Source organism: Candidatus Pseudothioglobus sp. uisw_070 (genome assembly GCF_059512545.2).
On the sequence record NZ_CM183456.2, the window covers coordinates 1,489,691 to 1,515,673 of the forward strand.

At 36.3% G+C, this 25,983-nt stretch carries 30 protein-coding genes; 6 read left to right on the forward strand and 24 right to left on the reverse strand.

The features are described 5' to 3' along the window. Positions 1-9: 9 nt before the first annotated feature. From nuoH to AC5YGD_RS07520, 10 genes are all read right to left on the reverse strand, one after another. On the reverse strand, positions 10-1,077 hold the full coding sequence (nuoH, locus tag AC5YGD_RS07475; protein WP_416651470.1) for an NADH-quinone oxidoreductase subunit NuoH: 1,068 nt from the start codon (positions 1,075-1,077) through the stop codon (positions 10-12). 12 nt (positions 1,078-1,089) lie between these two features. Next, positions 1,090-3,333 carry an NADH-quinone oxidoreductase subunit NuoG gene (gene nuoG, locus AC5YGD_RS07480; protein WP_496141319.1) on the reverse strand — a complete coding sequence of 748 codons (2,244 nt, stop codon included), beginning with the start codon at positions 3,331-3,333 and terminating at the stop codon, positions 1,090-1,092. Further along, the gene (gene nuoF / locus AC5YGD_RS07485) at positions 3,326-4,627 is read right to left on the reverse strand and encodes an NADH-quinone oxidoreductase subunit NuoF (protein ID WP_496141320.1); all 1,302 of its coding nucleotides are present in this window, start codon (positions 4,625-4,627) and stop codon (positions 3,326-3,328) included. Before nuoF ends, nuoG begins: the two co-directional genes overlap by 8 nt. Continuing rightward, the gene (gene nuoE / locus AC5YGD_RS07490; protein ID WP_496141321.1) at positions 4,624-5,097 is read right to left on the reverse strand and encodes an NADH-quinone oxidoreductase subunit NuoE; all 474 of its coding nucleotides are present in this window, start codon (positions 5,095-5,097) and stop codon (positions 4,624-4,626) included. Before nuoE ends, nuoF begins: the two co-directional genes overlap by 4 nt. After that, the gene (locus AC5YGD_RS07495; protein WP_271537730.1) at positions 5,094-6,347 is read right to left on the reverse strand and encodes an NADH-quinone oxidoreductase subunit D; all 1,254 of its coding nucleotides are present in this window, start codon (positions 6,345-6,347) and stop codon (positions 5,094-5,096) included. Before AC5YGD_RS07495 ends, nuoE begins: the two co-directional genes overlap by 4 nt. Positions 6,348-6,349: 2 nt before the next feature. Beyond that, positions 6,350-6,964: an NADH-quinone oxidoreductase subunit C gene (locus AC5YGD_RS07500; protein WP_496141322.1), complete on the reverse strand. Its 615-nt coding sequence runs from the start codon at positions 6,962-6,964 to the stop codon at positions 6,350-6,352. Positions 6,965-6,966: 2 nt separating this feature from the next. Continuing rightward, positions 6,967-7,446, reverse strand: coding sequence for a NuoB/complex I 20 kDa subunit family protein (locus tag AC5YGD_RS07505; protein WP_271537727.1), 480 nt, complete (start codon positions 7,444-7,446; stop codon positions 6,967-6,969). Between the two features lie 12 nt (positions 7,447-7,458). Next, positions 7,459-7,815: an NADH-quinone oxidoreductase subunit A gene (gene ndhC, locus AC5YGD_RS07510; protein ID WP_271537725.1), complete on the reverse strand. Its 357-nt coding sequence runs from the start codon at positions 7,813-7,815 to the stop codon at positions 7,459-7,461. A 94-nt stretch (positions 7,816-7,909) separates the two neighbouring features. Next, complete coding sequence (tldD, locus tag AC5YGD_RS07515) at positions 7,910-9,328, reverse strand: metalloprotease TldD (protein WP_496141323.1); 1,419 nt, start codon at positions 9,326-9,328, stop codon at positions 7,910-7,912. Beyond that, the gene (locus tag AC5YGD_RS07520) at positions 9,325-11,844 is read right to left on the reverse strand and encodes a YhdP family protein (RefSeq protein WP_496141324.1); all 2,520 of its coding nucleotides are present in this window, start codon (positions 11,842-11,844) and stop codon (positions 9,325-9,327) included. Before AC5YGD_RS07520 ends, tldD begins: the two co-directional genes overlap by 4 nt. Positions 11,845-11,925: 81 nt before the next feature. Here AC5YGD_RS07520 and AC5YGD_RS07525 point away from each other — a divergent pair, with 81 nt between their 5' ends. Then, the gene (locus AC5YGD_RS07525) at positions 11,926-12,387 is read left to right on the forward strand and encodes a c-type cytochrome (RefSeq protein WP_496141325.1); all 462 of its coding nucleotides are present in this window, start codon (positions 11,926-11,928) and stop codon (positions 12,385-12,387) included. A gap of 17 nt (positions 12,388-12,404) precedes the next feature. Here AC5YGD_RS07525 and AC5YGD_RS07530 read toward each other — a convergent pair whose 3' ends face one another. The 6 genes from AC5YGD_RS07530 to rdgB all read right to left on the reverse strand — a co-directional run bounded on the left by AC5YGD_RS07530 (position 12,405) and on the right by rdgB (position 17,106). Continuing rightward, positions 12,405-12,896, reverse strand: coding sequence for an asparaginase domain-containing protein (locus AC5YGD_RS07530; RefSeq protein ID WP_271537718.1), 492 nt, complete (start codon positions 12,894-12,896; stop codon positions 12,405-12,407). Positions 12,897-12,928: 32 nt separating this feature from the next. Beyond that, positions 12,929-13,567 (reverse strand): YggS family pyridoxal phosphate-dependent enzyme, encoded by a 639-nt coding sequence (locus AC5YGD_RS07535; protein ID WP_496141326.1) that lies wholly within the window; start codon positions 13,565-13,567, stop codon positions 12,929-12,931. Further along, positions 13,567-14,427 (reverse strand): iron-sulfur cluster-binding protein, encoded by an 861-nt coding sequence (locus tag AC5YGD_RS07540; protein WP_496141327.1) that lies wholly within the window; start codon positions 14,425-14,427, stop codon positions 13,567-13,569. The genes AC5YGD_RS07535 and AC5YGD_RS07540 overlap by 1 nt, the downstream gene beginning before the upstream one ends. Then, positions 14,420-15,292 (reverse strand): acetylglutamate kinase, encoded by an 873-nt coding sequence (gene argB, locus AC5YGD_RS07545; RefSeq protein ID WP_496141328.1) that lies wholly within the window; start codon positions 15,290-15,292, stop codon positions 14,420-14,422. The genes AC5YGD_RS07540 and argB overlap by 8 nt, the downstream gene beginning before the upstream one ends. A gap of 100 nt (positions 15,293-15,392) precedes the next feature. Next, positions 15,393-16,526 carry a radical SAM family heme chaperone HemW gene (gene hemW, locus AC5YGD_RS07550; protein WP_496141329.1) on the reverse strand — a complete coding sequence of 378 codons (1,134 nt, stop codon included), beginning with the start codon at positions 16,524-16,526 and terminating at the stop codon, positions 15,393-15,395. Next, a complete protein-coding gene (gene rdgB, locus AC5YGD_RS07555; RefSeq protein WP_496141330.1) occupies positions 16,519-17,106 on the reverse strand; it encodes an RdgB/HAM1 family non-canonical purine NTP pyrophosphatase in 588 nt (195 codons plus the stop codon). The genes hemW and rdgB overlap by 8 nt, the downstream gene beginning before the upstream one ends. Before the next feature lie 37 nt (positions 17,107-17,143). Between rdgB and rpiA the strand changes: the two genes are divergently transcribed. The 5 genes from rpiA to AC5YGD_RS07580 all read left to right on the forward strand — a co-directional run bounded on the left by rpiA (position 17,144) and on the right by AC5YGD_RS07580 (position 19,532). Further along, on the forward strand, positions 17,144-17,809 hold the full coding sequence (gene rpiA / locus AC5YGD_RS07560; protein ID WP_496141331.1) for a ribose-5-phosphate isomerase RpiA: 666 nt from the start codon (positions 17,144-17,146) through the stop codon (positions 17,807-17,809). An 82-nt stretch (positions 17,810-17,891) separates the two neighbouring features. Beyond that, a complete protein-coding gene (locus tag AC5YGD_RS07565) occupies positions 17,892-18,323 on the forward strand; it encodes a YeeE/YedE thiosulfate transporter family protein (protein WP_496141332.1) in 432 nt (143 codons plus the stop codon). Beyond that, complete coding sequence (locus AC5YGD_RS07570) at positions 18,320-18,730, forward strand: DUF6691 family protein (protein ID WP_496141333.1); 411 nt, start codon at positions 18,320-18,322, stop codon at positions 18,728-18,730. Before AC5YGD_RS07565 ends, AC5YGD_RS07570 begins: the two co-directional genes overlap by 4 nt. A gap of 47 nt (positions 18,731-18,777) precedes the next feature. Continuing rightward, a complete protein-coding gene (locus AC5YGD_RS07575; protein ID WP_271558474.1) occupies positions 18,778-19,002 on the forward strand; it encodes a sulfurtransferase TusA family protein in 225 nt (74 codons plus the stop codon). Positions 19,003-19,016: 14 nt separating this feature from the next. Next, entirely contained in the window at positions 19,017-19,532 is a 516-nt protein-coding gene (locus AC5YGD_RS07580) for a DsrE/DsrF/DrsH-like family protein (RefSeq protein ID WP_271537945.1), read from the forward strand. 1 nt (position 19,533) lies between these two features. Here AC5YGD_RS07580 and AC5YGD_RS07585 read toward each other — a convergent pair whose 3' ends face one another. The 8 genes from AC5YGD_RS07585 to ppnP form a co-directional block, all read right to left on the reverse strand. After that, complete coding sequence (locus AC5YGD_RS07585; protein WP_496141334.1) at positions 19,534-20,190, reverse strand: histidinol-phosphatase; 657 nt, start codon at positions 20,188-20,190, stop codon at positions 19,534-19,536. Next, positions 20,181-20,783, reverse strand: a complete 603-nt coding sequence (locus tag AC5YGD_RS07590) for a TIGR00730 family Rossman fold protein (RefSeq protein WP_496141335.1) — start codon at positions 20,781-20,783, stop codon at positions 20,181-20,183. The genes AC5YGD_RS07585 and AC5YGD_RS07590 overlap by 10 nt, the downstream gene beginning before the upstream one ends. Further along, entirely contained in the window at positions 20,780-22,063 is a 1,284-nt protein-coding gene (gene hemL, locus AC5YGD_RS07595) for a glutamate-1-semialdehyde 2,1-aminomutase (RefSeq protein WP_496141336.1), read from the reverse strand. Before hemL ends, AC5YGD_RS07590 begins: the two co-directional genes overlap by 4 nt. Then, positions 22,063-23,103 carry a DNA polymerase III delta subunit-related protein gene (locus AC5YGD_RS07600; protein ID WP_496141337.1) on the reverse strand — a complete coding sequence of 347 codons (1,041 nt, stop codon included), beginning with the start codon at positions 23,101-23,103 and terminating at the stop codon, positions 22,063-22,065. The genes hemL and AC5YGD_RS07600 overlap by 1 nt, the downstream gene beginning before the upstream one ends. Beyond that, positions 23,100-23,717, reverse strand: coding sequence for a dTMP kinase (tmk, locus tag AC5YGD_RS07605; RefSeq protein ID WP_496141338.1), 618 nt, complete (start codon positions 23,715-23,717; stop codon positions 23,100-23,102). The genes AC5YGD_RS07600 and tmk overlap by 4 nt, the downstream gene beginning before the upstream one ends. A 16-nt stretch (positions 23,718-23,733) precedes the next feature. Continuing rightward, positions 23,734-24,717, reverse strand: a complete 984-nt coding sequence (mltG, locus tag AC5YGD_RS07610) for an endolytic transglycosylase MltG (RefSeq protein WP_496141339.1) — start codon at positions 24,715-24,717, stop codon at positions 23,734-23,736. Further along, on the reverse strand, positions 24,708-25,541 hold the full coding sequence (pabC, locus tag AC5YGD_RS07615) for an aminodeoxychorismate lyase (RefSeq protein WP_496141340.1): 834 nt from the start codon (positions 25,539-25,541) through the stop codon (positions 24,708-24,710). Before pabC ends, mltG begins: the two co-directional genes overlap by 10 nt. Positions 25,542-25,671: 130 nt before the next feature. Continuing rightward, entirely contained in the window at positions 25,672-25,983 is a 312-nt protein-coding gene (gene ppnP, locus AC5YGD_RS07620; RefSeq protein ID WP_496141341.1) for a pyrimidine/purine nucleoside phosphorylase, read from the reverse strand.

Here is a 25,983-nt window from a genome sequence, read left to right on the forward strand (position 1 = left end):
TTTTTCTCCTTAAAACCAAGGTCCTATATGAAGCTGTGTCATCAATGCAACCACAAAGATCCACACAATTGTCAAGGGTAAGAAAATTTTCCAACATAAACGCATAATCTGATCGTACCTAAACCTTGGAAAGGAAGCACGAATCCAAAAATATAAAAATAAAAAGAAACTCATCTTAAAGAGTAGCCAGAATAAATCAGGAACAAACTCAAACCAACCCTCAAGAAGAGGTATACCTTCGAATGGAGAATGCCATCCGCCAAAAAATAATAAAACTGCCAGCATAGCCATAAAAATCATGTTGAAATATTCTGCCATAAAGAACAATGCAAAAGGCATTCCAGAATACTCAACATGCGTACCACCAACAATTTCCGACTCGCCCTCTACAACATCAAATGGTGCCCTATTTGTTTCAACTAAAGCCCCAATCCAAAAAACTATCATCATTGGGAATAGTGGAATCCAATACCAATTAAGTATCCCTCCAGCTTGTTTTTCTACAACAGTATTTAAATTAACAGAGCTTGCAATCATTACGACTGTTACAAGAACAAATCCAATTACAAGTTCATAGGAAATCAGCAGAGCTGTGCTTCTTAAAGCTCCAAGAAGTGGGTACTTAGAGTTAGATGCCCAGCCTGCAAGAACAATTCCGTAAACACCGACTGAACCGATTGCCATAACATACAGCAAGCTCACATCAAGATTAGCAATATAAAAGCCTTCTCCAAATGGAACAACTGCCCAAACTGCTACTGCAGGAACAAAGGCCAATACAGGCGCTAAAAGAAATAGATAAATGTTTGACTTAGTAGGAAAAATTATTTCCTTAAACATCATTTTAAAAACATCAGCAAATGGTTGCAATAGCCCCAATGGCCCAACCCTATTTGGACCAATTCTAAGCTGCATGAAGCCAATAACTTTGCGCTCAGCATAAGTCATATATGCCATCGCAATTATTAATGGAAAGATTAGGGCAAGGCCCTTGATTAAGATAATTATTACGTCTGCAAGTCCCCCATCAAACCAAGGAATTAAATTATGGATACTGTCAACTAATGATTGCCACATAGTCAATACCTCCTATCCCTTTCTCGATTGATAAGTATGAACAAAGACACACCCTTCAGCAACAGTTTCATTAATAGAAACTGGAACTCCATGAAATAAATCACCACCTGAAAGCTTCAACTCTTTGGCCGTTACTAAAGAAATAAATGCAGCATTCATTTTTCCAATTTGTGTTTCTTGGAGAGATTTAGCTTTGCGAGTTACTGCATCGACTGCATAAGGCGAATACTGCCAATGAATTGCAATCTTAGAATCATCAATTGCTTTAGTATTCTTGTCAACAATATCATTATTTCCGATTGAAGTAATAGCAAGCGCTTCATCAGCTACTTGAGTTGAATCGGTATATTCAAAACCTTTGAACTCAAATAAATCTGCAAGAACTTTAATAATTTTCCAGCCTGGTTTACAGTCTCCTGGACCTTTAACTGAGGCGCTAAATGATTGAGCAATGCCATCAAAATTTATATGCGTACCTGAACTTTCATAAAAGCTAGCTAGCGGCAATATTACATCAGAGTTTATTTGAGACGCCTCATCTTCAAAACTATTAAGTGAAACAACAAAGACATCATCTTTATTAAAAGTATCAGCAGCTAATTTTGGGTTAATAAAGTCATAGTTCAAATCAACGTCCATCAGTATAAATGCTTTAGTATTTTCAGAAAGCATTGAGTTTGCATTTTTTCCTTTATTAGAAGGCTTAAATCCAACTTTTTCAGCAGATAATGAGTTTCCACTATGGCTTAAGTTGGCAATTTTTGCATTTGCAAGCGTTGCAATTTCAGAAATAATATTCATAATATCTGAAGAAGATATATTACTATTTACGTGCTCGCCTATAACAATCACTGGCCTTTCTGCAGTAATTAAGTCATCTGCAATTTTATTTTGACTATCGTCAACTGTGATCTTAGATAAGTGCTTTGGAGCAGTAGTCTTAGTTTTGTCATGAAGAGACTTGAGGACAGACTGAAGCATTAGTACAGTTTTTTGTGGAGAAGATAAAACTTCCAAATTAGTCCGATAGTTAAAGTCAAATTTTTTATTATTAATCGTATTAACCGAGGCGCCATTTAAAGTTGCCTTTCTAATACGATGATTGATCATTGGTTGCTCTAATCGAAGGTATGAATTAACAATTAAAGCGTGATCTATTGATTCCATTTCAGATAAAGAAATATTTGAAAGCATGGAACTTCCAATGCTTAGGTCTGCTTTATCTAAACGATAATCAATATTTTCTGAGCCAAAACTACGAGCTAATTTTTGCATCAAATAATATTCTTCTAGTGTTGAGTTTTTTGAAGCTAATACGCCCAATTGATTTGGATTTTGTGCATTTTTTTTCAGGCCACTAATCGCAAAATCAAGAGCAATCTCCCAACTGGCTTCCTGCCATTTGTTATTCTTTTTAATTTTAGGATGTAATGCTCGGCTTTCATGATTTAGTCCTTCATATGAAAAGCGATCACGATCAGAAATCCAAGTTTCATTTACTAATTCATTATCTCTTGCAACAACTCTTTTAACCTTACCTCTATAGGTTTGGGTATAAATATTTGAGCCTATCAAGTCATGCCTTGCAATCGTTTCCACGGCATTCATTTGCCAGGTTCTGGCTTCATACCTAAATGGCTTTGAAGTTAGAGCGCCAACTGGACAAACATCAATCATATTTCCAGAAAGCTCTGACTGAATACCTTCAGTTAAAAATGGCTCGATTTTTACGCCTTCACCCCTTCCAGTTCCACCCATTTCAACTATACCTGCAACTTCTGCGCCAAAACGAACGCAACGAGTACAGTGAATACATCGAGTCATGTCAGTTTGAATTAATGCACCAATACCTTTGTCTGCAACTATTCGTTTTCCTAAGTTAAATTTTGAAACATCTGTGCCATACTCCATTGCCACATCTTGAAGTTCGCACTCACCACCTTGGTCACATATTGGACAATCAAGAGGATGATTAATTAGTAAGAATTCCATCACCGCTTTTTGTGCACTCTTAGCTTTATCATTTCTAGTTTGAATTTTCATACCATTTGCAACAGGAGTAGAGCAAGCTGGCTGGGCTTTTGGAACACCCTCAACATCAACTAAACACATCCTGCAGTTTGCTGCAACTGATAGCTTTTTATGGTAGCAAAAACGAGGTACATCAATACCTTCTCTATCCGCAATAGAAATAATAGAGTCGCCTTGATTAGCGAAAACTAATTTGCCATCAATTTCAAATTCAATTTCAGACAATTGCCTCTTCCTCAATTAAATGATGCTCACTTTCTACGATACTTCTACCATGCTTAATATAGTATTCAAACTCATGTCTAAAATGTCTTATAAAGCTCTCAACTGGCGTTGCCGCTGCGTCACCAAGGGCGCAAATAGTGTTGCCACTTATTTTCTCTCCAACTGAAACAAGTAAGTCTAAATCTTCATTTTTTCCATTACCATCTAAAATGCGTTGCAATACTCTGTAGAGCCAGCCCGTACCTTCACGACATGGAGTACACTGTCCACAAGACTCATCATAATAAAAGTGAGCTAATCGTGTTAGGGTTTTAACCATGCATGTAGTGTCATCCATTATAATTACTGAGCCTGCACCAAGCATTGAGCCGGCATTTGCAATACTGTCATAATCCATTGTCATATTCATTGCAGTATCTGCTGACAAAAGTGGAGTCGACGAGCCACCTGGAATAACTGCTTTGAGAGTTCTTCCTTCTTTAAGGCCACCAGCTAACTCTAACAGCTTACTAAAAGGCGTTCCCATTGGTACTTCAAAATTAGCAGGATTCTTTACATTACCTGTAACTGAGAAACATTTTGTGCCTCCCGAATTTTCAACTCCTAAATCAGCAAACCACTGCCCACCTCGAGTTAAAATTTCTGGAACATTAGCAAATGTCTCAGTATTATTAATGGTTGTTGGCTTACCATATAACCCAACATTTGCTGGAAAAGGAGGCTTAAATCTTGGCTGACCTTTTTTGCCTTCAAGAGACTCTAATAATGCGGTTTCTTCTCCGCATATATAAGCTCCAGCACCTAAATGAGTATATAAATCAAAACTAACCGTACTCCCCTGAATACTCTTACCAAGTAACCCTGCATCATAAGCATCTTTTAAAGCTTCTTCAAAACGGTAATAGGGCTCCATGAACTCGCCACGAATATAATTATAGCCAACAGTTGCATTCATTACGAAGCCTGCAATAGCCATCCCCTCAATTACAGAATGAGGATTATATCTAAGAATATCTCGATCATGACAAGTGCCCGGCTCACCTTCATCAGAATTACAAACTACATATTTTTGTCCTTCTTGATTGCGAGGCATAAAACTCCACTTCAAGCCAGTTGGAAAACCTGCCCCACCTCGTCCTCTTAATCCTGATGTTTTTAATTCAGTAAGAATATCCTCAGGAGTTAACTCTCCATTAAGAATTTTTCTCCAAACTTTATAACCACCTGTTGATTCATAGGTTGCAAAACTTGCTGGGTTTTTTTTATCTAAGTTTTTAAAGCAGACTTCATTCATTTTAAATTATCCAAAATATTATCTAATTTACTCGGCGTTAAATGCTCATGGTATTGATCACCAATCTGACACATTGGACCTCCAACACAGGCGCCCAAACATTCAACCTTCTTTACACTTACTAAACCATCTTTGCTAATCTCGCCTGTCTTTACTTGCAACTTTTCTTCAAGATATGAGATGAGCTCATCTGAGCCATTAAGCATGCAAGAAATATTGTGACAGAATCGAATAATGTGCTTGCCAACTGGTTTATGGTTATAGTTCTCATAAAAAGTTGCAACCTCTTGGACGCTAATGCATGGCATTTGAAGGTGATCAGCAACCTCTTGCATTAATTCGCCCGTCAAGCTCCCATTATTTTCATTCTGAACAATTGTTAGTGCCTGCATTACGGCTGAACTTTGCCTTCCCTCTGGATATTTTGTTACCCAAAAATCAATTTCTTTTTTTGCTTGATCAGAAATCATCTATCAACCTCTCCAAAAACAATATCTTGAGAACCAATAATGGTCACTACATCTGAAAGCATATGGCCCTTTGACATCTCATCCATTGATGCAAGATGAGGAAATCCAGGTGCTCTAATTTTTACTCTATAAGGCTTATTGGCTCCATCTGAAACTAGATAAACTCCAAACTCACCTTTGGGCGCTTCAACTGCAGTGTAACTCTCACCTTCGGGAATACAAAACCCTTCAGTAAATAATTTAAAGTGATGGATCAATGACTCCATATCATCCTTCATAGCTTCACGGTTTGGAGGGGTAACTTTATGATCATCTGACATTACTGGTCCAGGGTTAGCTTTAAGCCATGAAACGCATTGATTTATAATTCTAGTTGATTGGCGCATCTCTTCCATTCGGACAAGGTATCGATCATAGCAATCACCAGTTACGCCAACTGGAACATCAAATTCTAATTTTTCATAAACTGAGTAGGGCTCATTTTTTCTAATATCCCACTCAACTCCAGAGCCTCTTAGCATTGCTCCAGTAAATCCAAGTTGTTTTGCACGCTCAGCAGATACAATAGCAATGTTTACAAGCCTCTGCTTCCAAATCCTATTATCAGTCAATAAGTCAGAGTATTGCTTAATACTTTTTGGAAAATTAATCGCAAAATCTTCAATAAAGTCTAGTAACGAGCCTTGGCGATTTCTATTAATCTCTTCAAGTTTTTTATCACTTCTTAACTTAGACTTTAGATATTGAGGCATCTTGTCTGGTAAGTCTCTATAGACTCCACCTGGTCTATAGTAAGTTGCGTGCATTCTTGAGCCACTTACTGCCTCATAACAATCAATTAGAGCCTCTCGCTCTCGAAAAGCATACAAGAAAACACTCATAGCGCCGACATCTAGTGCGTGAGTTCCAATCCACATTAGGTGGTTCATGATTCGGGTAATTTCATCAAACATTACCCTTATATACTCAGCTCGCTCTGGAATTTTAAGACCCAGCATCTTTTCTATACCCATCACATAGGCATGTTCATTGCACATCATAGAGACGTAATCAAGGCGATCCATATATCCAATAGACTGGTTATACGGTTTAGACTCTGCTAGTTTCTCGGTACCTCTATGAAGAAGTCCAATATGAGGATCAGCACGCTCTACAACCTCACCATCAAGCTCAAGAATCAATCTAAGAACTCCATGAGCAGCAGGGTGCTGCGGTCCGAAATTAAGCGTGTAGTTTTTCATTTCAGACATAGTTATTTCCTTATGACTCGAGGGACATTTATATTTGGCTCAATGCTTACAGGCTCATAAACTACCCTACCTAACTCTTCGTCATATCTCATCTCAACTTCACCAATCATTGGAAAATCTTTTCTTAGAGGGTGGCCAACAAAGCCATAGTCTGTAAGTATTCTTCTCAGATCATTATGGTTTTCAAACAAGATTCCAAACAAATCAAATGCTTCCCTTTCATACCAGTCGGCACAATTCCAAATTTTCGTTACAGATTTAATCATTAAGTTTTCTGAAGAGAGAACTGCTTTGACTCGTAACCTCTGATTGTCTGAGACTGAAAGGAGATGGTAAACAACTCCAAAACGTTGGTCCTTTTTATTTGATGATTTTTGTGCTTGGCGCGCCCTTCCAAAACCTGAAGAGCTAGCATTTCCATTCCAATCTGACTCTCCATAGGTTAAGTAGTCAATTCCGCAAAGGTCAATCAAAATATCAAAATTAAAATCGTCTCGTAATTGCGTGCAAACCTCAATTACATCATCACTATTAATAACAAGCGTTAACTCGTCGAATGACTCGCTTAGATTTTTCTTACCAAAAGCTTTAGCTAAATTTTTCTTAAATTCATTCATACCTAAGTGCGGGCAATCGTGTTAGTTCTTCGAATTTTATCTTGAAGCTGAAGAATTCCATAGAGAAGAGCTTCCGCTGTTGGTGGACATCCAGGAACGTAAACGTCAACTGGCACAATGCGATCACAGCCTCTAACAACAGCATAAGAATAATGGTAATAGCCACCACCATTTGCACAAGAACCCATTGAAAGAACATATTTTGGATCCGGCATTTGATCATAAACTTTACGCAATGCTGGCGCCATCTTATTGGTTAGGGTTCCAGCAACAATCATCAGGTCAGACTGGCGTGGAGTTGGACGAAAAACAATCCCAAAACGATCAAGATCATAACGTGCTGAGCCTGCCTCCATCATTTCAACAGCACAACATGCAAGACCAAAAGTCATTGGCCATAGCGATCCAGTCCTTGCCCAGTTAATAACCTTATCAAGTGATGTGGTAACAAAGCCTTCCTTCATTAAACCTTCAATAGCCATATTTAATCCTCATTATTCCCACTCTAATGCGCCTTTCTTCCATTCAAAAATAAAACCAACCACCAGTAGTAGTAAGAAAATAGACATAGCCACAAATCCAAACCATCCAAGTTTTGCCTGGACTACTGCCCAAGGAATGAAAAATGCAACTTCTAAATCAAAAAGAACAAACAAAATAGCAACAAGATAGTAGCGGATATTAAAGTGCATTCGCGAGTCATCAAATGCAGGGAATCCACACTCAAACTGTGAGTTTTTTTCCTCACCAGGATTGCTTGGACCGAGAAGATAGCCAACAAGCGTAAGCCCAACTCCAAAGGCTATTCCAAGGAATATAAATACGATAATTGGCAAATAATTTTCGAGCATTGTTTATCCTAAATTAAACAACGAGATATTATAACAAGATTATTGGAAAACAGCTAGTTATTAGCCTTCAAATAATTGCAAAAAAGACAGCAAACTATAGCTGAGTTCCGCCAACAGTTAACATGTCTATTTTTAAACTGGGCTGCCCCACTCCAACTGGAACACTTTGACCATCTTTTCCGCAAACGCCCACCCCTGGATCGAGTTTTAAATCATCGCCAACCATTGAAATTTGATGGAGAACCTCATCTCCAGCGCCAATAAGAGTCGCTCCTTTTATAGGAGTTGTTATTTTTCCATTTTTTATTAAATAGGCTTCATTAGCTGAAAATACAAATTTTCCAGAAGTAATGTCAACCTGACCACCATCGAAATTCTTGGCATAAATTCCATCCTCAACCGAGGAAACCATGTCTTCAAAATGATCCTTTCCATTTAGCATATAAGTATTAGTCATTCTTGGCATTGGAATATGAGCATAAGATTCTCGCCTTCCATTTCCAGTGCTAGGCTTATTCATTAGGCGACCATTCATCTTATCCATCATGTAGCCCTTTAATATTCCATTCTCTATCAGTGTCGTCTCTTGAGTTGGTGTTCCTTCATCATCAATTGTAAGGCTACCACGACGATTAGCAATTGTTCCATTATCTACAATAGTGCATTTATCACTCGCAATCTTTTCACCAACTTTTCCACTAAAAACAGAGCTCCCCTTTCGATTAAAGTCTCCTTCTAGGCCATGTCCAATAGCTTCATGCAATAAGACACCCGGCCATCCAGAGCCTAAAATAACAGGCATTTTGCCAGCTGGCGCATCTTTAGATTCAAGCGCAACAAAGGCCAAGCGAAGGGCTTCTTTAGTGTAAGTTTCAGCAAGCGAATTACTTGCAAAATAGCCATAATCATAACGCCCGCCGCCGCCGCTTGAGGCTTGCTCTATCCTTCCATTATGCTCCACAATAACCGTTACACTTACTCTGACCATTGGCCTACAATCAATTTGATATACGCCGTCTGTTGAAGCAATTAATACCTCTGTATAGGCTCCAGATAGAGAAGCACTAACCTGGACAACCTTTGGCTCTTTTCTTGCAATCGAATTGATTTCCCTCAGTAGATCAACTTTTTCCTTTGAAGTTAAACTATCAAGTGGACTTAAAGCGGCATACTTAGTGGGATAATTAATAGTCTTTAAAATCTCTGGATCTTTGCTGGAGTTACTATTAGATATACCTTTTGCAAAATCTACAGCCCCCTTAATAGCTTTAATATTAAGATCGTCAGAATAAGAAAAGCCAGTTTTATCACCTGATACACATCGAGCACCTACTCCATGACTAATATTGTACGAACCATCCTTTACTATCCCTTCATCAAGAACCCATGACTCTGCAACAGAGTGTTGAAAATATAAATCAGAATATTCCGCTCCTGTCTCAGATAACGAACTAAGTAAATTAAATACTTCATTCTCATTAATCTTGTGTTCACCGAGTAATTGCTTAATCATAAAACTTTAACTCCATCTAGTTTTTCAATAATTGGATCAGACCATGGGCCCGAAATCATAAAGGTTATTTCAACAACATTGTCTAATAGTTCGCCAATCACCTTACCCCCAAAAAGTACTTTGTCTGCAGCCCAAACTCCCAATCCAGCCAGTCCACCTCCAGCAAAATAAGTAGCAATTGGAATAGTATCAGCGATTGAAGGTTGTACATTTGCTGCTAAATTATAGTCTCTTTTAATTAGGTCAACAGAGCCAGTAAGTTCAATATCACTTTCTTCACTTTCAACTAGAAAATAATCCACCTTAGCAACACCATCTTCAAATAATAACTTAGCATTTATTTGATCATATACATAACCCTGCTCTCTCAGCTCACTTCTTGAAAGCCTCAATCTATTTGCAATAGATTCTAGGTTAATAAAAGAAAGAAGCTTTATGAGGCTTGGGTCTTGATTCGTAAAGACTCCTTTTTCAACATCCGCTTTCATGAAGCCACTAACTTTTTTCATAGAAACTTGCCACGGCTCACAGTCGCAATATAGTCTCAAATCGACATTAAAACTGCCTCCAATAACTGGCTCATCAACTCCAAATTTGGTTAAAAAGTTTGACAAGTTATCATTCGATGCTTTTGCCCTAAGCACAGTCTTACCATTAAGCCAATTTCCATTAAAAATTAAATCCTCATTACTAAGACCGATATTTTCAAAAATCAGATTTTTAATTTCCATCACATCTTCATTATTAACAAGATCAACCTCAAGATTAGGGATAGTTTTTCCATTGAACTTAGCATTCTTTGAGGATAAATGAAAACTAGGAAACATATTAGGCGTTAACTTCCAAGCATCTACATTCTCAAAATTCTCAACATTTAAATCTTTCAAGTTAACAAAATAATTTCCGTTTTGATTAATTATTAGACTAATATTAGCTTGTAAGTTATCTGACTCAATGACGCTATCCCATTGATTAGCTAAATTTTTGGTGACATAAAAATTAGTTTCACTATCCAAGTGACTTAACTTAACTCTAAAATTATTATCTTGGTCGTCAATCCATTCTTTAGGATTTAAAGATATTTGAAAAAGTTCGCCGCCAATAAGGCCTTTGCCTTTTGTTCTTATCAACCCATCACTAAATGAAAGTTGTGAACTAAATTCATCAACTTTTAATTTTCCAGAAAGAAGTGTTAATGAATTTTCAGATGCGAACATATCAAAAGCAATTTTAGTTTTTTGACCGTTAGTTTTTTGAAGTGGTACTATTAAATTAACATTACCCCACAACTTTCCATTAAGCTCAAACTCATCAAAATAACTTTTAATTTTTAAAGGAACTTGGGACTGAGTTATAAATTTAGCAATCTTCTTGCTTTGTGAGCTAAATCTTCCATTTAATGACAGTACAGCATTTGGTTGAGTAAAATCCCTTGTAGTGATGCTCAAGTAACTTAAATCAATACCTTTCATGCTTGCTTTATTTCCAACTATCTTTAGATAATCATTTGAAAAAGTAACTTTTGCATCTAATTCTTCAATAGAAGGCCAATCAGAGCTAACATTTATTTTCGCTCCCAACAGATTTGCAGAAAATTTCGTATTTGGCGCCTCAAGATCGCCTGACATATTAAAACGAGTTGTCAGCTTTATATCAGTCAAAACACCTTCAGTCAAAACATCATTTATCCATCGAGCACCCTCAGTATTAGCAAGAATATCAGGTATATTCTGATTAATTTTTGAAACTTCAATCTGATCAATATAACTCTCAAACTCAAGGTAAACTTTGTCTTGTTGAGTAAAAATTTTAAGCTGAGCTGAGAGACTAAAGTCCTCATTTTTTAGTGAAAAAGGAATGACTGCAATTCTATCCTCTCTTGCTTTTGAAACATCAATAGTGCTGCTTATATTTACTATACTCCCAAGCTTAGGAACTTTGGGGCTAGTAAAAATTGTCTGGTCTCTCATTGACAAACTTACCTTTTGTTTATTTCTTGTTATTTCTATAGGCGCTAGCTCAACTGACTGATCTCCGATTAACTTCGTTCGATTGATAGAAAGCGATTTAAGAGCTAAAAGGCCAGACAACCCAAGGCTAGATAAAACTGAATCTGTATTTATAATCGAAACATACTCATCAATTGACGAAGTGTCAATTAATAATTCATTGACATCAATATGGCCAGGTATTTCAATCCCTCTATATAGAGCAATTAAATTAGCATCCCATCTCAGGACATCTATTGAGGCAATCGGCTCAAGCCCTTCAGCATAAATTTCAACATTTCTAACTGCCAATATAAGCTCATTATCTTGAAATTCTAGAGAAATTTTATCGATACTAACGCTCAACCCACTCACTTGAGAGAGGCGATCTTCAATTGATCCTTTAATCGTCTGAGGGAATAATATAAAAAAAGCAACAACAGCCAATAAAGCAAAAGCAATAAATGCAGCTAACCATGTGCTAATCTTTAAAACATTGAAGCTACGTAATAGAGTTTTTTTAAGCATATTTTTATTGCATTAAACTGCAAGTTATTATAACCAAATGTATAATATTCCGGAATTTAATATAATCTAAGGAAAGGCGCAATGAGTCAGGGTTCTAAAGGTTCTACAAAACTAATGATTATCGTTTGGGTTCTTGCTATGCTTTTTATTGGCTACAAAGCTCTCAACTCATCAAGCGAAGAGACATCTAATAGTGATGTTATGATTGATAGCGCCTTACTTGAAAGAATAAAACCTATAGGCGAAGTTCGGATTGATAGTAGCATTGTTGTTGCCACATCTGCAAGCTCAGAAAAAGCTGAGCGCACTGGAGAAGAAATTTATAGTGCCAACTGCCAAGGCTGTCATAGCTCTGGAGTGATGGGTGCGCCTAAGTATGCCTCTTTAGAAGATTGGGCTCCAAGAATTGATTTGGGTCTTGAAAAACTTACTTTATCAGCTATTGCAGGAAAGGGCGGTATGCCTGCAAGAGGAACCTGTATGGATTGTTCAGATAACGAAATCAAACTATCAGTTCAGTATATGCTTGATAGCCTAGAGTAAAGAGCTATGATTCAAACTTAGGAGTTCAAGGCCTGAAAAACGCCTCGACTCCTGTTTTTTTCAACATTAGTCCAGGGTAAAACCCTTCCATTCATTGCAACATAAACGCCGCATTCTAGTAACTGAAGAGACCCTAAAGCACACCCAAAATTAAACAAAGCATCCGAGTTATTCACTGCATAAGGCACCATCGATCCAAATAAAATAATTGTTTTGTCAATTGAGGCCTCACCTAAAAGTTTTGCTGTGTCGCACATGGTATCTGTTCCATGAGTAATTAAAACAAATTTCTCCTCACAGCTAACACACCTATCTATTATTAAATCTCGATCTGCATCAACCATATCTAAGCTATCAATTAGAAGAACTTGTTCAGGCGTCAAGTCCACTTCAATTCTTGATCTAGAAATCATTTCTGGAAAGTGTGTTTTATCAAACTCAAGCTCGCCATTTGATTGGTTATAAACCTTATCAATCGTTCCACCCGTAATAAGTAGTCTTACTTTCATAACATTATCATCCAAAAAAAATACATTAATAATTAACTTCTTGGTCCAAAAATATCCGTTCCTACTCGGACAAAGGTTGCACCATTTTTTATCGCAAGCTCTAAGTCTGAGGACATGCCCATCGAAAGTGAGTCAAGAAAAGGGTATTTTGATATTAAATTTGCCATCTCTTTAAAGCTCACAGCTGAGTTTTTTGGACTTGGAATACACATAAAGCCCCTCAAAGATATATTAGGCAGATCACTCACTTCTGAAATAATTTCATTTATATCTTTAAGAAGTAACCCGGACTTAGTCTGTTCTTCGTCAATATTTATCTGAATGAGAATATTGAGCTTTTTTAGGCTAGGGTCTCTTTGATCGCTGAGTCTTTTTGCAATTTTAAGCCTATCAACGCTATGTACCCAATCAAAATTTTTTGCTATTGAGGCTGTTTTATTTGATTGAATTGGGCCAATAAAATGCCAAATTAGTTTACTTTCTTTAAAAAAAGAAATTTTATCTAGGGATTCTTGTAAATAGTTTTCTCCAAAATGAATTTGGCCAGCATTTATCGCCTCTTGGATTTCAGCAGTAGAGCGAGTTTTACTAACTGCAATTAACTGCACTTCATGATTGCATTCAATTGAATCTATGCGTGAAGTTACCCGCTTTAAATTATCAGCAATCATTAAAACACTGTCTGCGCTTCAAAAACTGGGCCGTCAACACAAACTCTTTTCATTGCTGGGCCATTCTCTGTTTGAACCTCAACAACGCATCCAGCACACCCACCAACTGCACAAGCCATATATTCTTCGAGTGACACTTGGCAAGGCAAGTTGAAGTCTTTAGCTAATTTAAAGACAGCTTCAAGCATAGGGTGAGGTCCGCACGAAAAAATTTCAACATTTAATAAATCATCTTTGGATAAACTATCTAGATATTCTTTTGCTAAGCCAGTCACATAACCCTCATATACCCCTTCAAAGTTTTGTAGACTTGTTAGTCCAGCCTGTATGCCCCACTCTTCCAGTAAAGGCATAGTATAAATTTTTGAAGAATAAAACCCACCTAGGTTACTTACGACAGTGTCAAAAGGAAATGGCACTTCAGAGCCTAAGATAACGTATGGATTAAAGTAATCGTTATCTTTTATATTTTGAGCAATTGCAATAATTGGAGGCATTCCAACGCCACCGCCTATCAAAAGTGGAATTTTTTTATCGGTCATTTTAAAACCGTTACCAATAGGCCCAATAACCGACAAAACATCTCCAATTTTACGATCTGCCAACTGCCTAGTGCCTTCTCCTACAATTTTATAAAGAAGATCAAAGGTTCCATTGTCCTTGTCAACAGACATAACTGAAATAGGCCTTCTCATAGCAAGCATCCCAGAAACAGAAAGATGGACAAATTGACCAGGTTGGGTATTTTCTGCAATCTCTTTTGAGGCTAGAGTGAGAATATATTGCTCTGCTTCATACTTATAGTGGGCTAATATCTGGCAATCATTAACACTAATTGTATCTCGATTACTTTTAACCATTTTTTGTTACTAACGTTCCAACACCAGAGTCAGTGAACACCTCCAAAAGAACTGCGTGAGAAACTCTGCCATCAATAATATGACTCGCTTCCACGCCATTTTCAACTGCTGACAAAGCGCACCCAATCTTGGGAAGCATACCGCCATGAATTGTGCCATCGTCAATCAGTTTTTTGACCTTTTTCGAGCTCATTCCAGTCATAAGCTCTCCATCATCATCCAACAAACCAGCAGTATTAGTAAGAAGAATAAGCTTTTCAGCATTTAATGACTCGGCAATTGCGCCTGCAACTAGATCTGCATTTATATTGTATGAATAGCCATCTTTACCAACACCAATTGGCGCAATGACAGGAATAAAATCACCCTGTAATAACAAGTTAATTACTGAAACATCTATTTGATCAACTTGTCCTACATGGCCTAAGTCAATAATTTCTGAAGTAGGCTCAACCTTAGTCTTCAGTTTCTTTGCTGTAATAAGCCGCCCATCCTTGCCAGTAAGCCCAATAGAATTTCCACCATGTTGATGAATAAGATTAACAATTTCTTTATTAACTAGGCCGCCAAGGACCATCTCAACAACATCCATAGTTTCGCTATCAGTAACTCTCATGCCATCTATAAATTTACTATTTTTACCTAGTTTTTCAAGTGTTTTACCTATTTGAGGGCCACCGCCATGAACCACAATAGGATTCATACCGACAGATTTCATAAGGACTATATCGCTCGCAAAACTCGATTTTAGATCCTCATCAACCATAGCATTTCCACCATATTTAATGACAATTGTCTTGCCTTTAAACTTTTGGATATAAGGCAAAGACTCAGTAAGAACGTCAGCAATTGTATGAGATTTCATATTATTATAAGTTTATAAAAACTAAAAAGTATTTTAACAGCCATAAACCCAAGTGTCAGGCTTTACCTATTTTTTTTAATAGAATTAATTAAAAGGAGTTTTATAAAAAAATTTCTTGCAGCTCATTAAGAAAATTAAAACCTTTCGGTGTGGGCTTTATCCAATTATTCTTATTTTCTAATAAACCAAGATTTTCTGCTCTTCCTAGCTCAGAACTCAAAGATTTGATTAATAATCCTGTTCTTGATTCAAACAATGAAGAGCTAAAACCATCTTTTAACCTAAGACTATTAAGCATAAATTCAAAAGCCACATTATCCACTTCTTTTTTAGTTGGAATATCAGCTCCAGTCTGCATTTTAGATAAGTAGTCCTTTGGTGATTTAGGCTTTAGTGTTCTAAATATTTGTTGAGACTCAACATCTGTTATCTTTCCATGCGCTCCAGCACCAATGCCAATGTAATCTCCAAATTTCCAATAATTTATATTATGTTCTGATGGCCTCTCACTATAAGCTGATACTTCGTATTGTCTGAACCCATTCTGATTTAAAAGTTCAGCGCCCTGCTCTCCCATATCCCATATCTTTTCATCAATTGGAAGTTTTGGTGGGTATTTTGCAAATAATGTATTTGGCTCAAGGGTTAGCTGATAAAAAGAAATGTGACTTGGTTTTAATTTAATTGCTTGCATCACATCTTCAAGACACATATCAATAGTTTGATCTTTTAGGCCATACATTAGATCAATATTCAAATTATCAAAACCTACTTTTTTAGCTTCAGAAATTGCCCTTAAGGCATCGCCTCCACTATGAATTCTTCCTAAAAATTTAAGCTGATTTTCTTTAAATGATTGCACCCCTACTGAAAGGCGATTAATGCCTACCTTTCGAAATTCAGCAAATTTTTCTACTTCAAATGTTCCAGGGTTCGCTTCAAGTGTGATTTCAATGTTTTTTGATATTGATAGCCTTTCATTTAAACCATCAAACAACTCATAAGCATCCTCTATGCTCATCAAACTTGGTGTTCCACCGCCAATAAAAATTGAATGGATTTTTCGGTTTTGAATAAACTTTAAATCATCATCTAAGTCTTTAAGTAAAGCCTTAATATAGCCATTATGAATTGACCCCTCATGCGAGTTAAAATCACAATATGGACATTTCTTGACGCACCATGGGTAGTGGATATAGAGAGCGAGAGGTGGCAATTCCAAAAAATTATTCAAAAGATAATAGTTGCTTCAATAGCTCACTTAAAGCCTGTCCTCGATGTGATATCTCATTTTTTACCTGGGGCTGAAGCTGAGCTGAGCTACAATCATGATCTGGCAAATAAAAAATAGGGTCATAACCAAAACCATTAATGCCTATTGGCTCTCTCAACAACTCTCCTTCCCAATGCTTTTCAATAATAATTGGGCATGGATCATTAGCACTATGTATAAAGACCATCGCACAACAAAAATGGGCTTTGCGATTACTATGCTGATCCATATTTAAAATAAGCTTTTCAATGTTATCTTTATCCGTTGCATCCTCGCCAGCATACCTCGCAGAATAAATACCTGGATCACCATTAAGAGCTTCAACTTGAAGACCAGAATCATCTGCTAGGGCTGGTAATTTCGATTGGAGAGATGCATGTCTAGCTTTAATTAATGCATTTTCAATAAATGTAGTTCCAGTTTCAGGAACTTCTTTGACTTGCATATCATTCTGAGAAATTACGTTATAGTGGCCCTTAAGCATGTCATTAAGTTCTCTCACTTTGCCTTCATTGCCTGTTGCAAGGATTATTTTTTTCATAGTGTATAATAATTTTGAACAAAAAAATTAAGAGAAAATGACCCAAGACGAATTAAAAAATGAGGTTGCAAAAGCAGCGCTTAAGTATGTTATTCCAGGGACTATTATAGGCGTTGGAACAGGCTCAACAGCAAATTTTTTCATTGATCAACTTGCTACAATTAAAGATTCAGTTCAAGGAGCTGTAGCGAGCTCAATTGATACTGAAAATCGTCTTAGGGGCCACGGAATAGATGTTGTTAATTTGAATGAAATTAAAGAAATTTCAGTGTATGTTGATGGTGCTGATGAATCAGATCATCAGCTCAATTTATTAAAGGGTGGTGGTGGAGCACTGACACGTGAAAAGATAGTTGCTGCAGTTTCTAACCAATTTATTTGTATAGCTGATGAATCTAAACTTGTTGATGTGATGGGTAAGTTTCCTTTGCCAATTGAAGTGATTCCTATGGCTACAAACTATGTAAAACGTGAAATTATTAAATCTATTGGAGGCAATCCAATCTTAAGAGAAGAGCTAACAACAGATAATGGCAACTTAATACTTGACATACATGATCTAACTATAGATGATCCTAAAACTCTTGAAAATAGATTAAATAATATTGTTGGAGTTGTTACTAATGGACTATTTGCAAATCGAGGTGCCGATATTCTTCTTTTGGGATCTGAGAGTGGCGTAAAAACAATAGTTTCAGATTAACTTATTTACCGTCCTTTAAATAATTGAATAATTCTGTTATGATTAAAGTAATTAAATTAGATTTTGTTTTAGCTTCATATTAATGAACAACTTTACACCTTTTAGCGCTCTTTTAGGAGGCGTAATCATTGGACTCTCTGTAGTTTTTTATTTCTATATGACAGGCCGGCTGGCAGGAATTAGTGGAATTTTTGAAAATGCCATAACTAAAGCCTCTCAAAGGCTTTCACATCTTGCATTTTTACTTGGGTTAGTAATTGGGCCTTTAATTTACTTCAATTTTATTGCCTCCAGTGCTCCTGTAGCATTCAACATAACCCACTCTTATCTTTTAATTATTCCAGGTGGTTTTTTAGTTGGTTTTGGAACAAGACTTGGAGGGGGCTGTACTTCTGGGCATGGGATTTGTGGAATTGGAAGGCTATCAACAAGCTCTATAATCGCTACTGGCATTTTTGTAGCAATTGGAATGCTTACTGTTGCTGTTCTTCAGCAGTTTGGGATTTACTTATGAACGATAAAATTATCTCTTTAATTTGTGGGATTATATTTGGTATTGGTTTAGTTATTTCAGGAATGACAAATCCCGAAAAAGTCATAGGTTTTTTAAGTATTACCCACGACTGGGATGCCTCTTTAATATTTGTTATGGGCGGGGCTATTATTACTGCAGGCCCATTCTTTTACTTCTTAAAAAATAAAGAACTTTCAGCCCTAGGTGATAAAATTAATTTGCCAATTAAACAAAATATAGATAAAAAACTAATTATAGGTTCATCACTATTTGGAATTGGTTGGGGGCTTGTTGGTCTTTGTCCTGGACCCGCAATCTCAGCATTAGCAACCTTTGATCCAATTACCCTAGTCTTCCTAATTTCAATGGCTGCAGGTGTTTTAGTTAAAAAAAATACGATAAAATAGAGTTAATTAGCAACTAAAATACTCTTACTTAATCCTTAAGGTACATTATGGCAGATCAAACTCTAGATATGTGCGGCTATGCATGTCCAATGCCTATTTTAAAAACTAAGCAGGCATTAGCCAAAATGAATACGGATGAGGTAATTGAAGTAACGTGCACAGACCAAGGTTCAAAAAAAGACTTTGAAGCCTTCTGCAACCAACTTGGTCATAAGTTATTGTCACAAAAAAATGATGGAAATAAAATCATCTTTAATATTCAAAAAAATTAATTTACCAAACAAAAATGCCTAACTCAAAAGAAATGACTGTTATTGCCTCTAAAGGCACTCTTGACTGGGCATATCCGCCCTTTATACTAGCTTCAACAGGTATTGCAATGGGCAAAGAAGTGACAGTTTTTTGCACTTTTTATGGCTTAAACCTTCTCCTTAAGGATTTGTCACATCTTCGTATATCACCTCAAGGAAATCCAGATATGCCAATGAAAATGCCATTTGGCCCAAAGTGGTTTCAAGCTATAGATTTTAGCCAAAAAATTCCAAATATTTTTTGGAACATCCCTGGTATGGAACTTTTTGCAACTCGAATGATGCTAAAAACCTTTAAAAATAATGGTATGGCTTCAATTGAAGAGCTGAGATCTATTTGTGTTGAAATGGGTGTTAAATTTATTGCCTGCGAAATGACAATGGGTATGTTTGGATTTTCAAGAGATGACTTTATTGAAGGAATAGAATTTGCTGGAGCCGCAACTTATCTTGATGTTGCTGATAAATCTAGCCAAGATTTGTTTATCTAGACTAACGCCAGTCTATATTCAACCAGCCCCTTTTCTTAGCCTCTAAGGTTAAAATTTTGTCAGCATTTATTGTAACTGGGTGATCAACTAACTCCAAGAGTGGAAGATCATTATGCGAGTCTGAATAAAAAGAAGAACCTTCTAATGTTTCATTATTTTTAGCCATCCATGGTATTAAATTATCTATTTTTCCTGACTGAAAGCATGGAGTCCCAGAAATTTTTCCAGAATAACGTCCTGACTTTATTTCAGGCTCAGTTGCCAGTAAATGGTCGATCCCATACCTCTTGACAATTGGAGAAGTGACAAAGGTATTTGAGGCTGTTATGACGAGAACTGTGTCTCCATTTTTTTTATGGTTATCTATACAATTTTGAGCCTTATCTAAAATAATTGGTTCAATTTTTGCAATCATAAATTTATGATGGAGCTCGCCTAACTCTTTCATGGAGTGTCGCGCCAGTATCTCAAAACTAAACTCTGCCCATGCATATATATCTAATAAGCCTAATTCGTATTGTTGATAAAAATAATCATTCTTTTTTTGAAATGATTGGCGATCAACAATGATGCCTTCATCGCATAAAAACTCACCCCATAAGTGGTCACTATCGCCGCCGATCAGAGTATTATCAAGATCAAAAATTGCTAAAGACATACTTCTGTTTCCACAATATTAATAATTTCTTCAACTGAGTCAACCACTCTTATTAATTCAAAATTTTCTTTACTTACATAAGATTTTTCGACTGACTGCTCAATCCATAAGAGTAATGATGCCCAAAATTTTGAATCGTACAAAATTATTGGAACTTTTTTCATTTTGTTAGTTTGCATTAGAGTCAAAACCTCCATTAACTCATCTGCAGTTCCATAACCTCCGGGAAAGTACACACAAGCACTAGAGTATTTGACAAGCATAACCTTTCGAGAAAAGAAGTAGTCAAATGTAATATTCTCATCAAGATAAGGGTTACTAGATTGCTCTTGTGGTAGTTCAATATTCAGGCCTATACTTTTTGATTTCCCCTCATACGCCCCCTTATTTACTGCACTCATGATTCCAGGACCGCCACCGGTAAATACGTTATAGCCACTATTAGATAAACTTTTTCCTAACTCATAAGCATCATTATACAAAGGGTCTGTCAGCTTAATTCTAGCGGAGCCAAAAACAGTAACATTATTTTTAAATATCTGAAGTCGTTGTTTTGCAGCCAATAATTCAGCGCCAACCGTTACTAAGCTCATATCAAAGAAAATGCAGTTGAAGCTGCATTGATAGTTTTATCAAGGTCATCATCTGTGTGAGCATTTGATAGAAAGCCCGCTTCATATGCAGATGGCGCTAAATAGATTCCTTGCTTCAGCATCGCATTATAGAATTTCTTAAATAGTTCTATATTACAGCTTGATGCTTGAGAAAAGTTACTAACCTTTTTTTCAGAACTGAAAAATAAACCAAACATTCCTCCAACACTATTACTTGTCATCGGAATATTTTGTGCTTTAGCTTCAGAAACTATTCCATTAACTAAATACTGAGAGCGCTTACCAAGGTTTTCATAAAAAGATTTATCAGATTCCAAAGCGCTCAACATGGCAAGTCCAGAAGCCATTGAAAGAGGATTTCCAGAAAGTGTTCCAGCTTGATAAATAGGTCCAAGAGGGGCAATTTGATTCATAATTTCTTTCTTCCCTCCAAACGCAGCACAAGGAAGGCCACCTCCAATCACTTTTCCTAAGGCAGTAAGATCAGGTTTAACATTATAAAACTCTTGAGCACCACCTAAAGCCACCCGGAAACCTGTCATCACCTCATCAAAAATAAGCACAGCACCATATTCATCACAAATCTTACGGAGACCTTGTAAAAATCCTTCTTTTGGAGGTATACAGTTCATATTTCCTGCAACTGGCTCAACAATAATGCATCCAATTTCTTCGCCCATCTCAGAAAATAATTCCTCCACAACCTCTAAATTATTATATTCAAGTGTCAGAGTATGTTTCGCCAGGTCTTTTGGCACTCCAGGCGAAGTTGGCACACCCAAAGTTAATGCACCTGAACCTGCTTTTACCAATAAAGAGTCAGAGTGCCCATGATAACAACCCTCAAATTTTAAAATTTTATCTCGCCCTGTATACCCTCTAGCCAAGCGAATTGCACTCATAGTTGCTTCAGTACCTGAACTCACCATCCGAACTAAATCAATTGAAGGAACAAGCTTACAAACTTTCTTTGCAAGAGATGTTTCAATTTCAGTAGGCGCCCCAAAACCCAATCCTTTCTTTAAAACAGCTTTTACTGAATCTATAATTATAGGATTAGCATGCCCTAAAATCATTGGGCCCCAAGAGCCTACATAATCAATATACGCATTGCCATCTACATCATAAAGATAAGCGCCTTCTCCACGCTCAAAAAATATTGGAGTTCCGCCGACACCATTAAAGGCACGAACAGGCGAATTAACACCTCCAGGCATATAGTCTTGAGCCTCTTTAAATAATGCTGATGATCGATTCATTAGTTTTCCTGAATATTAGTAATAGCTGGGTATTTTTTTAAATGAGAAATGTGTGACCAGACAATTAATACATTATCCAATAATAACTTCATATTGACAGTAGTTTGTGACATAGAAATCGCAGAATTAATATCATCCTGCAAATTGAATAAATAATTACTAGATGTTCTCTCAACAACCTTATTTAGCTCTAAATTAGCCCCTTCATGATTAAGGATTTTTATTTTTATCCCTTCATTAATTAGCTGTTGTAAACATTTCAAAACCCCAATTTCATTTCCGTCAAATATTGCAGTATCGTATATCTTAGTTGGGCTTATTGCAATCTCTAATAGTGAATTCTGCCAGTTTTGATAGTGAAAAAAGTAGTCCCCCTTTAAATCCTCTAGGGCCTTATAAGGTATTCCATGGGAACTTTCTAATAGCTGCAAAGCATCAAAATCATCTCTTGAATCTTTGTCAATATTTTTTGAGAGCCAATCTGCGCTTTCTTGCTCATATGTGGGATTGATATGGATAGTCTGGCATCTAGATAAAACAGTTTGCGGAAGTGAGCGCGCATTGTGAGCTAATAAAATAATAAGAGTATTTTTTCTAGGCTCTTCTAGAGTCTTTAAAAGACCATTTGCAGCATTTACATTCATTTGGTCCGCGTAAAAAATAATGCCAATTTGCAGTGAGTCAGCTGTTTTTCCAAGTGATTCACAAAAAGAACGAATCTGATCTACACGAATATCCTTAGACATAGAGCCTGAGTCATTTAGTTCAGCTCGGCAATAAATTAAGTTTGGATAATGCGATCGTCGTATTAATACACTATGCTCTAAATTAGCATTTGGCTCATCTTTTGTTAAAGATAAACAGACTGCACAGCTCCCACAGGATGAATCTTTGCATAGGAGTTTTTGAATTAGGGTTTGGGCAAATTCGAATTTACCTATCTTTTGAACTCCAGTAATAAGAAGCGCATGCGGCAAATGATTCTGATCAATCATTTTATTTATCTTTTTATGAGCACTACTATGCCAAGGCAAATTCATAATACGTCTAAAAATAATTTTATGTTGTTATGAATTTCATTTATTGAGCCGCTTGCATCAATTAATTTTATTCTCTCTGGATAGGATTTAGATCTATCAATAAAAACTGAGCGCACCCGTTCAAAAAAGGCTCTTTCCTCCAACTCAATCCTATCTTTGGCTGCTCTTGCTTCAACTCTTTGCATTCCAACATCAACACTCACATCAAGAAACAACGTTAAATTTGGTTGAAATTCACCTAATACCCAGCTTTCAAGCTTAGAAATACGATTTAAGTCAAGCATTCTCCCTCCGCCTTGATAAGCAAATGAAGCATCAGTGAATCGATCACTAACAACCCAAGAGCCCTTATTTAGAGCGGGGATAATTTTATTCTGTATTAACTCATTACGAGAGCTAAACATTAGCAATAACTCTGTATCACTATGCATTTCTTTATTATCAACATCAAGCAATAGGGAGCGAATTTTTTCACCTAGATCAGTACCACCTGGCTCACGAGTTCTTACAACATCTATACTTTTTCGCTGCAAATAACTACAAATAAGATCAATTTGAGTACTTTTACCAGAACCTTCAACCCCATCAATTGTAATAAATTTTCCTTTATTCATAACTTTCAATTTTAGACTAGTTATTATTTAAATATTTCTTGATATTTTCTTTATGTTTCTCATAGTTTGGTGCAAAAGCATGGCTACCATCTTTTTTTGAAACAAAATATAAGTCAGTATTGCCTGAAGGATGAAGGGCGGCGAACAGAGATTGATAACCTACAGAAGAAATTGCTCCTGGTGGTAGCCCTTTATTGCGGTAGGTATTATATAAACTGTTTATCCTTAAATCACTCTTCCTAAGTGGAGGGGAGTAAGCATCTCCTAAAGCATAAATAACAGTTGGGTCAGTTTGAAGCCGCATCCCTTCATTAAGTCTACGTATAAATACACCTGAAATTAATGATTTTTCTTCATCTAGTGCTGTTTCATTTTCTATTAGAGAGGCTAGGATAATAGCCTCATACGGTGTCTTAAGTGGCAAACCTTTATCTCTTTGATCCCACAATACCATTAAATTTTTCATCAATTCTTGATGAGCCCTTTTCAATACATTCTCAAGGCTCTCTCCATAATTAAAACTATACGTTTCAGGAAAAAACCATCCATCATATGGCTCATTAATACCAATTGATGTCATTACCTCTTTAAGAGAGCCACTAGGCTTAATAGAAGGGTCATTAGTTAATTGATTAAAATAAAATTTAATAGTCTTACCTTCTATCAAGGTCACCTTAGTTGAAAGAACAGATCCTGTTGAAATTTTATCTATAAAAGTCCATACACTTGTGCCTGGCAATATCTCATAATAACCTGACTTTAATTTCTTATTAGCATTAAGAAATTTACTGAATGATGTAAAAAATAACTCAGACTTTATGAGTCCCTTATTACTCAGCTCTTTGGCAATAGAGCCCATTGAAGATCCTTTTTTAACCTCAAATATATGGCTTTCAGTAGCTATCATATCTTTCGTTGAAAGGGACCAGATTGCAAATAATAGCAGAACAAATAAAGCTGCTAATTTTGAAAACTTTTTATTCTTATCGCTTATGGACATGTCCACGAACTAATTTCTTTTGTTTTAGATAAAAATGCTTTTTGAATCTTTTCTGTTAGTGGATTTTTACCAAGCTTATAACTCTCAATTGAATGGACAGGCTGAATACCTATCACGCTATTTGAAATAAATACCTCGTCGGCTTTTTGGGCTTGATTAATAGAAATATTACTTTCTAAAGCTTCCATTTTAAGTGACATTGCAAGCTCAAGAATAAGCGATCTTCTGCTACCCACAACACCGCAGCAATCTAGTTTAGGTGTTAATAACTTATTTCCAAATATATAGTAGATATTGCCTTGTGTTACCGAGATGATATTTTCTTTTTCATCCAGCATAATTGCCTCATTACTTGACAAGTTAGACCTTGCTAAAATCTGTTCAAGCCTATTGCAATGCTTTATGCCAGCTAATTGTGGATTTGAATGATAACCACTTGTTGCATATTCAAGAGAAAATTCTTTATTAAATAAAGGTTGATACATTTCAGAGACAATAACAACTCTTACAGGCTCAATGTCATCTCTATAGCCATACCCTCTGAGAGAATCACCACGTGACAAGATCAACTTAACAATGCAATTTTTCTTCGATGATAACTCAAATGCCTTCTTTATATCGCTCAGCAATATACCTTCATCTATCTTATTAATGTTAAGTTTTACGCAACCTATTTCTAAGCGAGAATAATGACGTGGCCAAAATAAAATTTGATTATCCCTAGCAACACAAGTTTCAAATAAACCGTCGCCATACTGCATATTTCGGTTAAAAATAGAAATCTTGTCCTGCTCTTCACCATTAATCAATACAACTGGATTCATATCATGATTTTGTCTTTTTGTAAGAATAAATTATAGCGAAAGAAAAGTAAACCTTATAGCTACCTTAATTGAGAGAATGCGAGTCAACCAAACAAAGCTCTATAAAGAAAAGAATCAAGAATAGCCTTGTTTATGAGTAAGAGCAGCAGTAATCTACTACAGATTTTACTTCCAACTTAAAAGAGCTGTTTGCAGGAACCTCAAACGATTCCCCGCCTTGAATCGTTTGCCATTCAGTTTTTCCAGCTAACAATACATTCATTTTACCAGCTGTAATTTCCATTAATTCATGCTGCTCAGTACCAAATTCAAAGGAGCCTGGCATCATAATTCCCAGAGTTTTAACTACTCCATCTCTGAATTTAACCTTTCTACTTGTAACCTTGCCATCAAAATAAATGTTAGCCTCTTTACTAATTTCTACATTTTTAAATGTTGACAT

What these genes read in the sequence shown, in the direction of transcription:
- pabC (WP_496141340.1), bottom strand. Translation starts at nt 25,541, where the DNA reads ATGAATCCAGTTGTATTGATTAATGGTGAAGAGCAGGACAAGATTTCT.
- AC5YGD_RS07590 (WP_496141335.1), bottom strand. Translation starts at nt 20,783, where the DNA reads ATGAGCTTAGTAACGGTTGGCGCTGAATTATTGGCTGCAAAACAACGA.
- nuoE (WP_496141321.1), bottom strand. Translation starts at nt 5,097, where the DNA reads ATGATTTCTGATCAAGCAAAAAAAGAAATTGATTTTTGGGTAACAAAA.
- hemL (WP_496141336.1), bottom strand. Translation starts at nt 22,063, where the DNA reads ATGAATCGATCATCAGCATTATTTAAAGAGGCTCAAGACTATATGCCT.
- AC5YGD_RS07575 (WP_271558474.1), top strand. Translation starts at nt 18,778, where the DNA reads ATGGCAGATCAAACTCTAGATATGTGCGGCTATGCATGTCCAATGCCT.
- AC5YGD_RS07505 (WP_271537727.1), bottom strand. Translation starts at nt 7,446, where the DNA reads ATGGCTATTGAAGGTTTAATGAAGGAAGGCTTTGTTACCACATCACTT.
- AC5YGD_RS07570 (WP_496141333.1), top strand. Translation starts at nt 18,320, where the DNA reads ATGAACGATAAAATTATCTCTTTAATTTGTGGGATTATATTTGGTATT.
- AC5YGD_RS07535 (WP_496141326.1), bottom strand. Translation starts at nt 13,567, where the DNA reads ATGATTGCTGATAATTTAAAGCGGGTAACTTCACGCATAGATTCAATT.
- nuoH (WP_416651470.1), bottom strand. Translation starts at nt 1,077, where the DNA reads ATGTGGCAATCATTAGTTGACAGTATCCATAATTTAATTCCTTGGTTT.
- AC5YGD_RS07565 (WP_496141332.1), top strand. Translation starts at nt 17,892, where the DNA reads ATGAACAACTTTACACCTTTTAGCGCTCTTTTAGGAGGCGTAATCATT.
- nuoF (WP_496141320.1), bottom strand. Translation starts at nt 4,627, where the DNA reads ATGAATGAAGTCTGCTTTAAAAACTTAGATAAAAAAAACCCAGCAAGT.
- argB (WP_496141328.1), bottom strand. Translation starts at nt 15,292, where the DNA reads ATGAAATCTCATACAATTGCTGACGTTCTTACTGAGTCTTTGCCTTAT.
- AC5YGD_RS07500 (WP_496141322.1), bottom strand. Translation starts at nt 6,964, where the DNA reads ATGAATGAATTTAAGAAAAATTTAGCTAAAGCTTTTGGTAAGAAAAAT.
- AC5YGD_RS07585 (WP_496141334.1), bottom strand. Translation starts at nt 20,190, where the DNA reads ATGTCTTTAGCAATTTTTGATCTTGATAATACTCTGATCGGCGGCGAT.
- AC5YGD_RS07580 (WP_271537945.1), top strand. Translation starts at nt 19,017, where the DNA reads ATGCCTAACTCAAAAGAAATGACTGTTATTGCCTCTAAAGGCACTCTT.
- mltG (WP_496141339.1), bottom strand. Translation starts at nt 24,717, where the DNA reads ATGTCCATAAGCGATAAGAATAAAAAGTTTTCAAAATTAGCAGCTTTA.
- AC5YGD_RS07520 (WP_496141324.1), bottom strand. Translation starts at nt 11,844, where the DNA reads ATGCTTAAAAAAACTCTATTACGTAGCTTCAATGTTTTAAAGATTAGC.
- tldD (WP_496141323.1), bottom strand. Translation starts at nt 9,328, where the DNA reads ATGATTAAGCAATTACTCGGTGAACACAAGATTAATGAGAATGAAGTA.
- ppnP (WP_496141341.1), bottom strand. Translation starts at nt 25,983, where the DNA reads ATGTCAACATTTAAAAATGTAGAAATTAGTAAAGAGGCTAACATTTAT.
- ndhC (WP_271537725.1), bottom strand. Translation starts at nt 7,815, where the DNA reads ATGCTCGAAAATTATTTGCCAATTATCGTATTTATATTCCTTGGAATA.
- AC5YGD_RS07530 (WP_271537718.1), bottom strand. Translation starts at nt 12,896, where the DNA reads ATGAAAGTAAGACTACTTATTACGGGTGGAACGATTGATAAGGTTTAT.
- tmk (WP_496141338.1), bottom strand. Translation starts at nt 23,717, where the DNA reads ATGAATAAAGGAAAATTTATTACAATTGATGGGGTTGAAGGTTCTGGT.
- rpiA (WP_496141331.1), top strand. Translation starts at nt 17,144, where the DNA reads ATGACCCAAGACGAATTAAAAAATGAGGTTGCAAAAGCAGCGCTTAAG.
- AC5YGD_RS07525 (WP_496141325.1), top strand. Translation starts at nt 11,926, where the DNA reads ATGAGTCAGGGTTCTAAAGGTTCTACAAAACTAATGATTATCGTTTGG.
- AC5YGD_RS07600 (WP_496141337.1), bottom strand. Translation starts at nt 23,103, where the DNA reads ATGAATTTGCCTTGGCATAGTAGTGCTCATAAAAAGATAAATAAAATG.
- AC5YGD_RS07495 (WP_271537730.1), bottom strand. Translation starts at nt 6,347, where the DNA reads ATGTCTGAAATGAAAAACTACACGCTTAATTTCGGACCGCAGCACCCT.
- AC5YGD_RS07540 (WP_496141327.1), bottom strand. Translation starts at nt 14,427, where the DNA reads ATGGTTAAAAGTAATCGAGATACAATTAGTGTTAATGATTGCCAGATA.
- rdgB (WP_496141330.1), bottom strand. Translation starts at nt 17,106, where the DNA reads ATGAAAAAAATAATCCTTGCAACAGGCAATGAAGGCAAAGTGAGAGAA.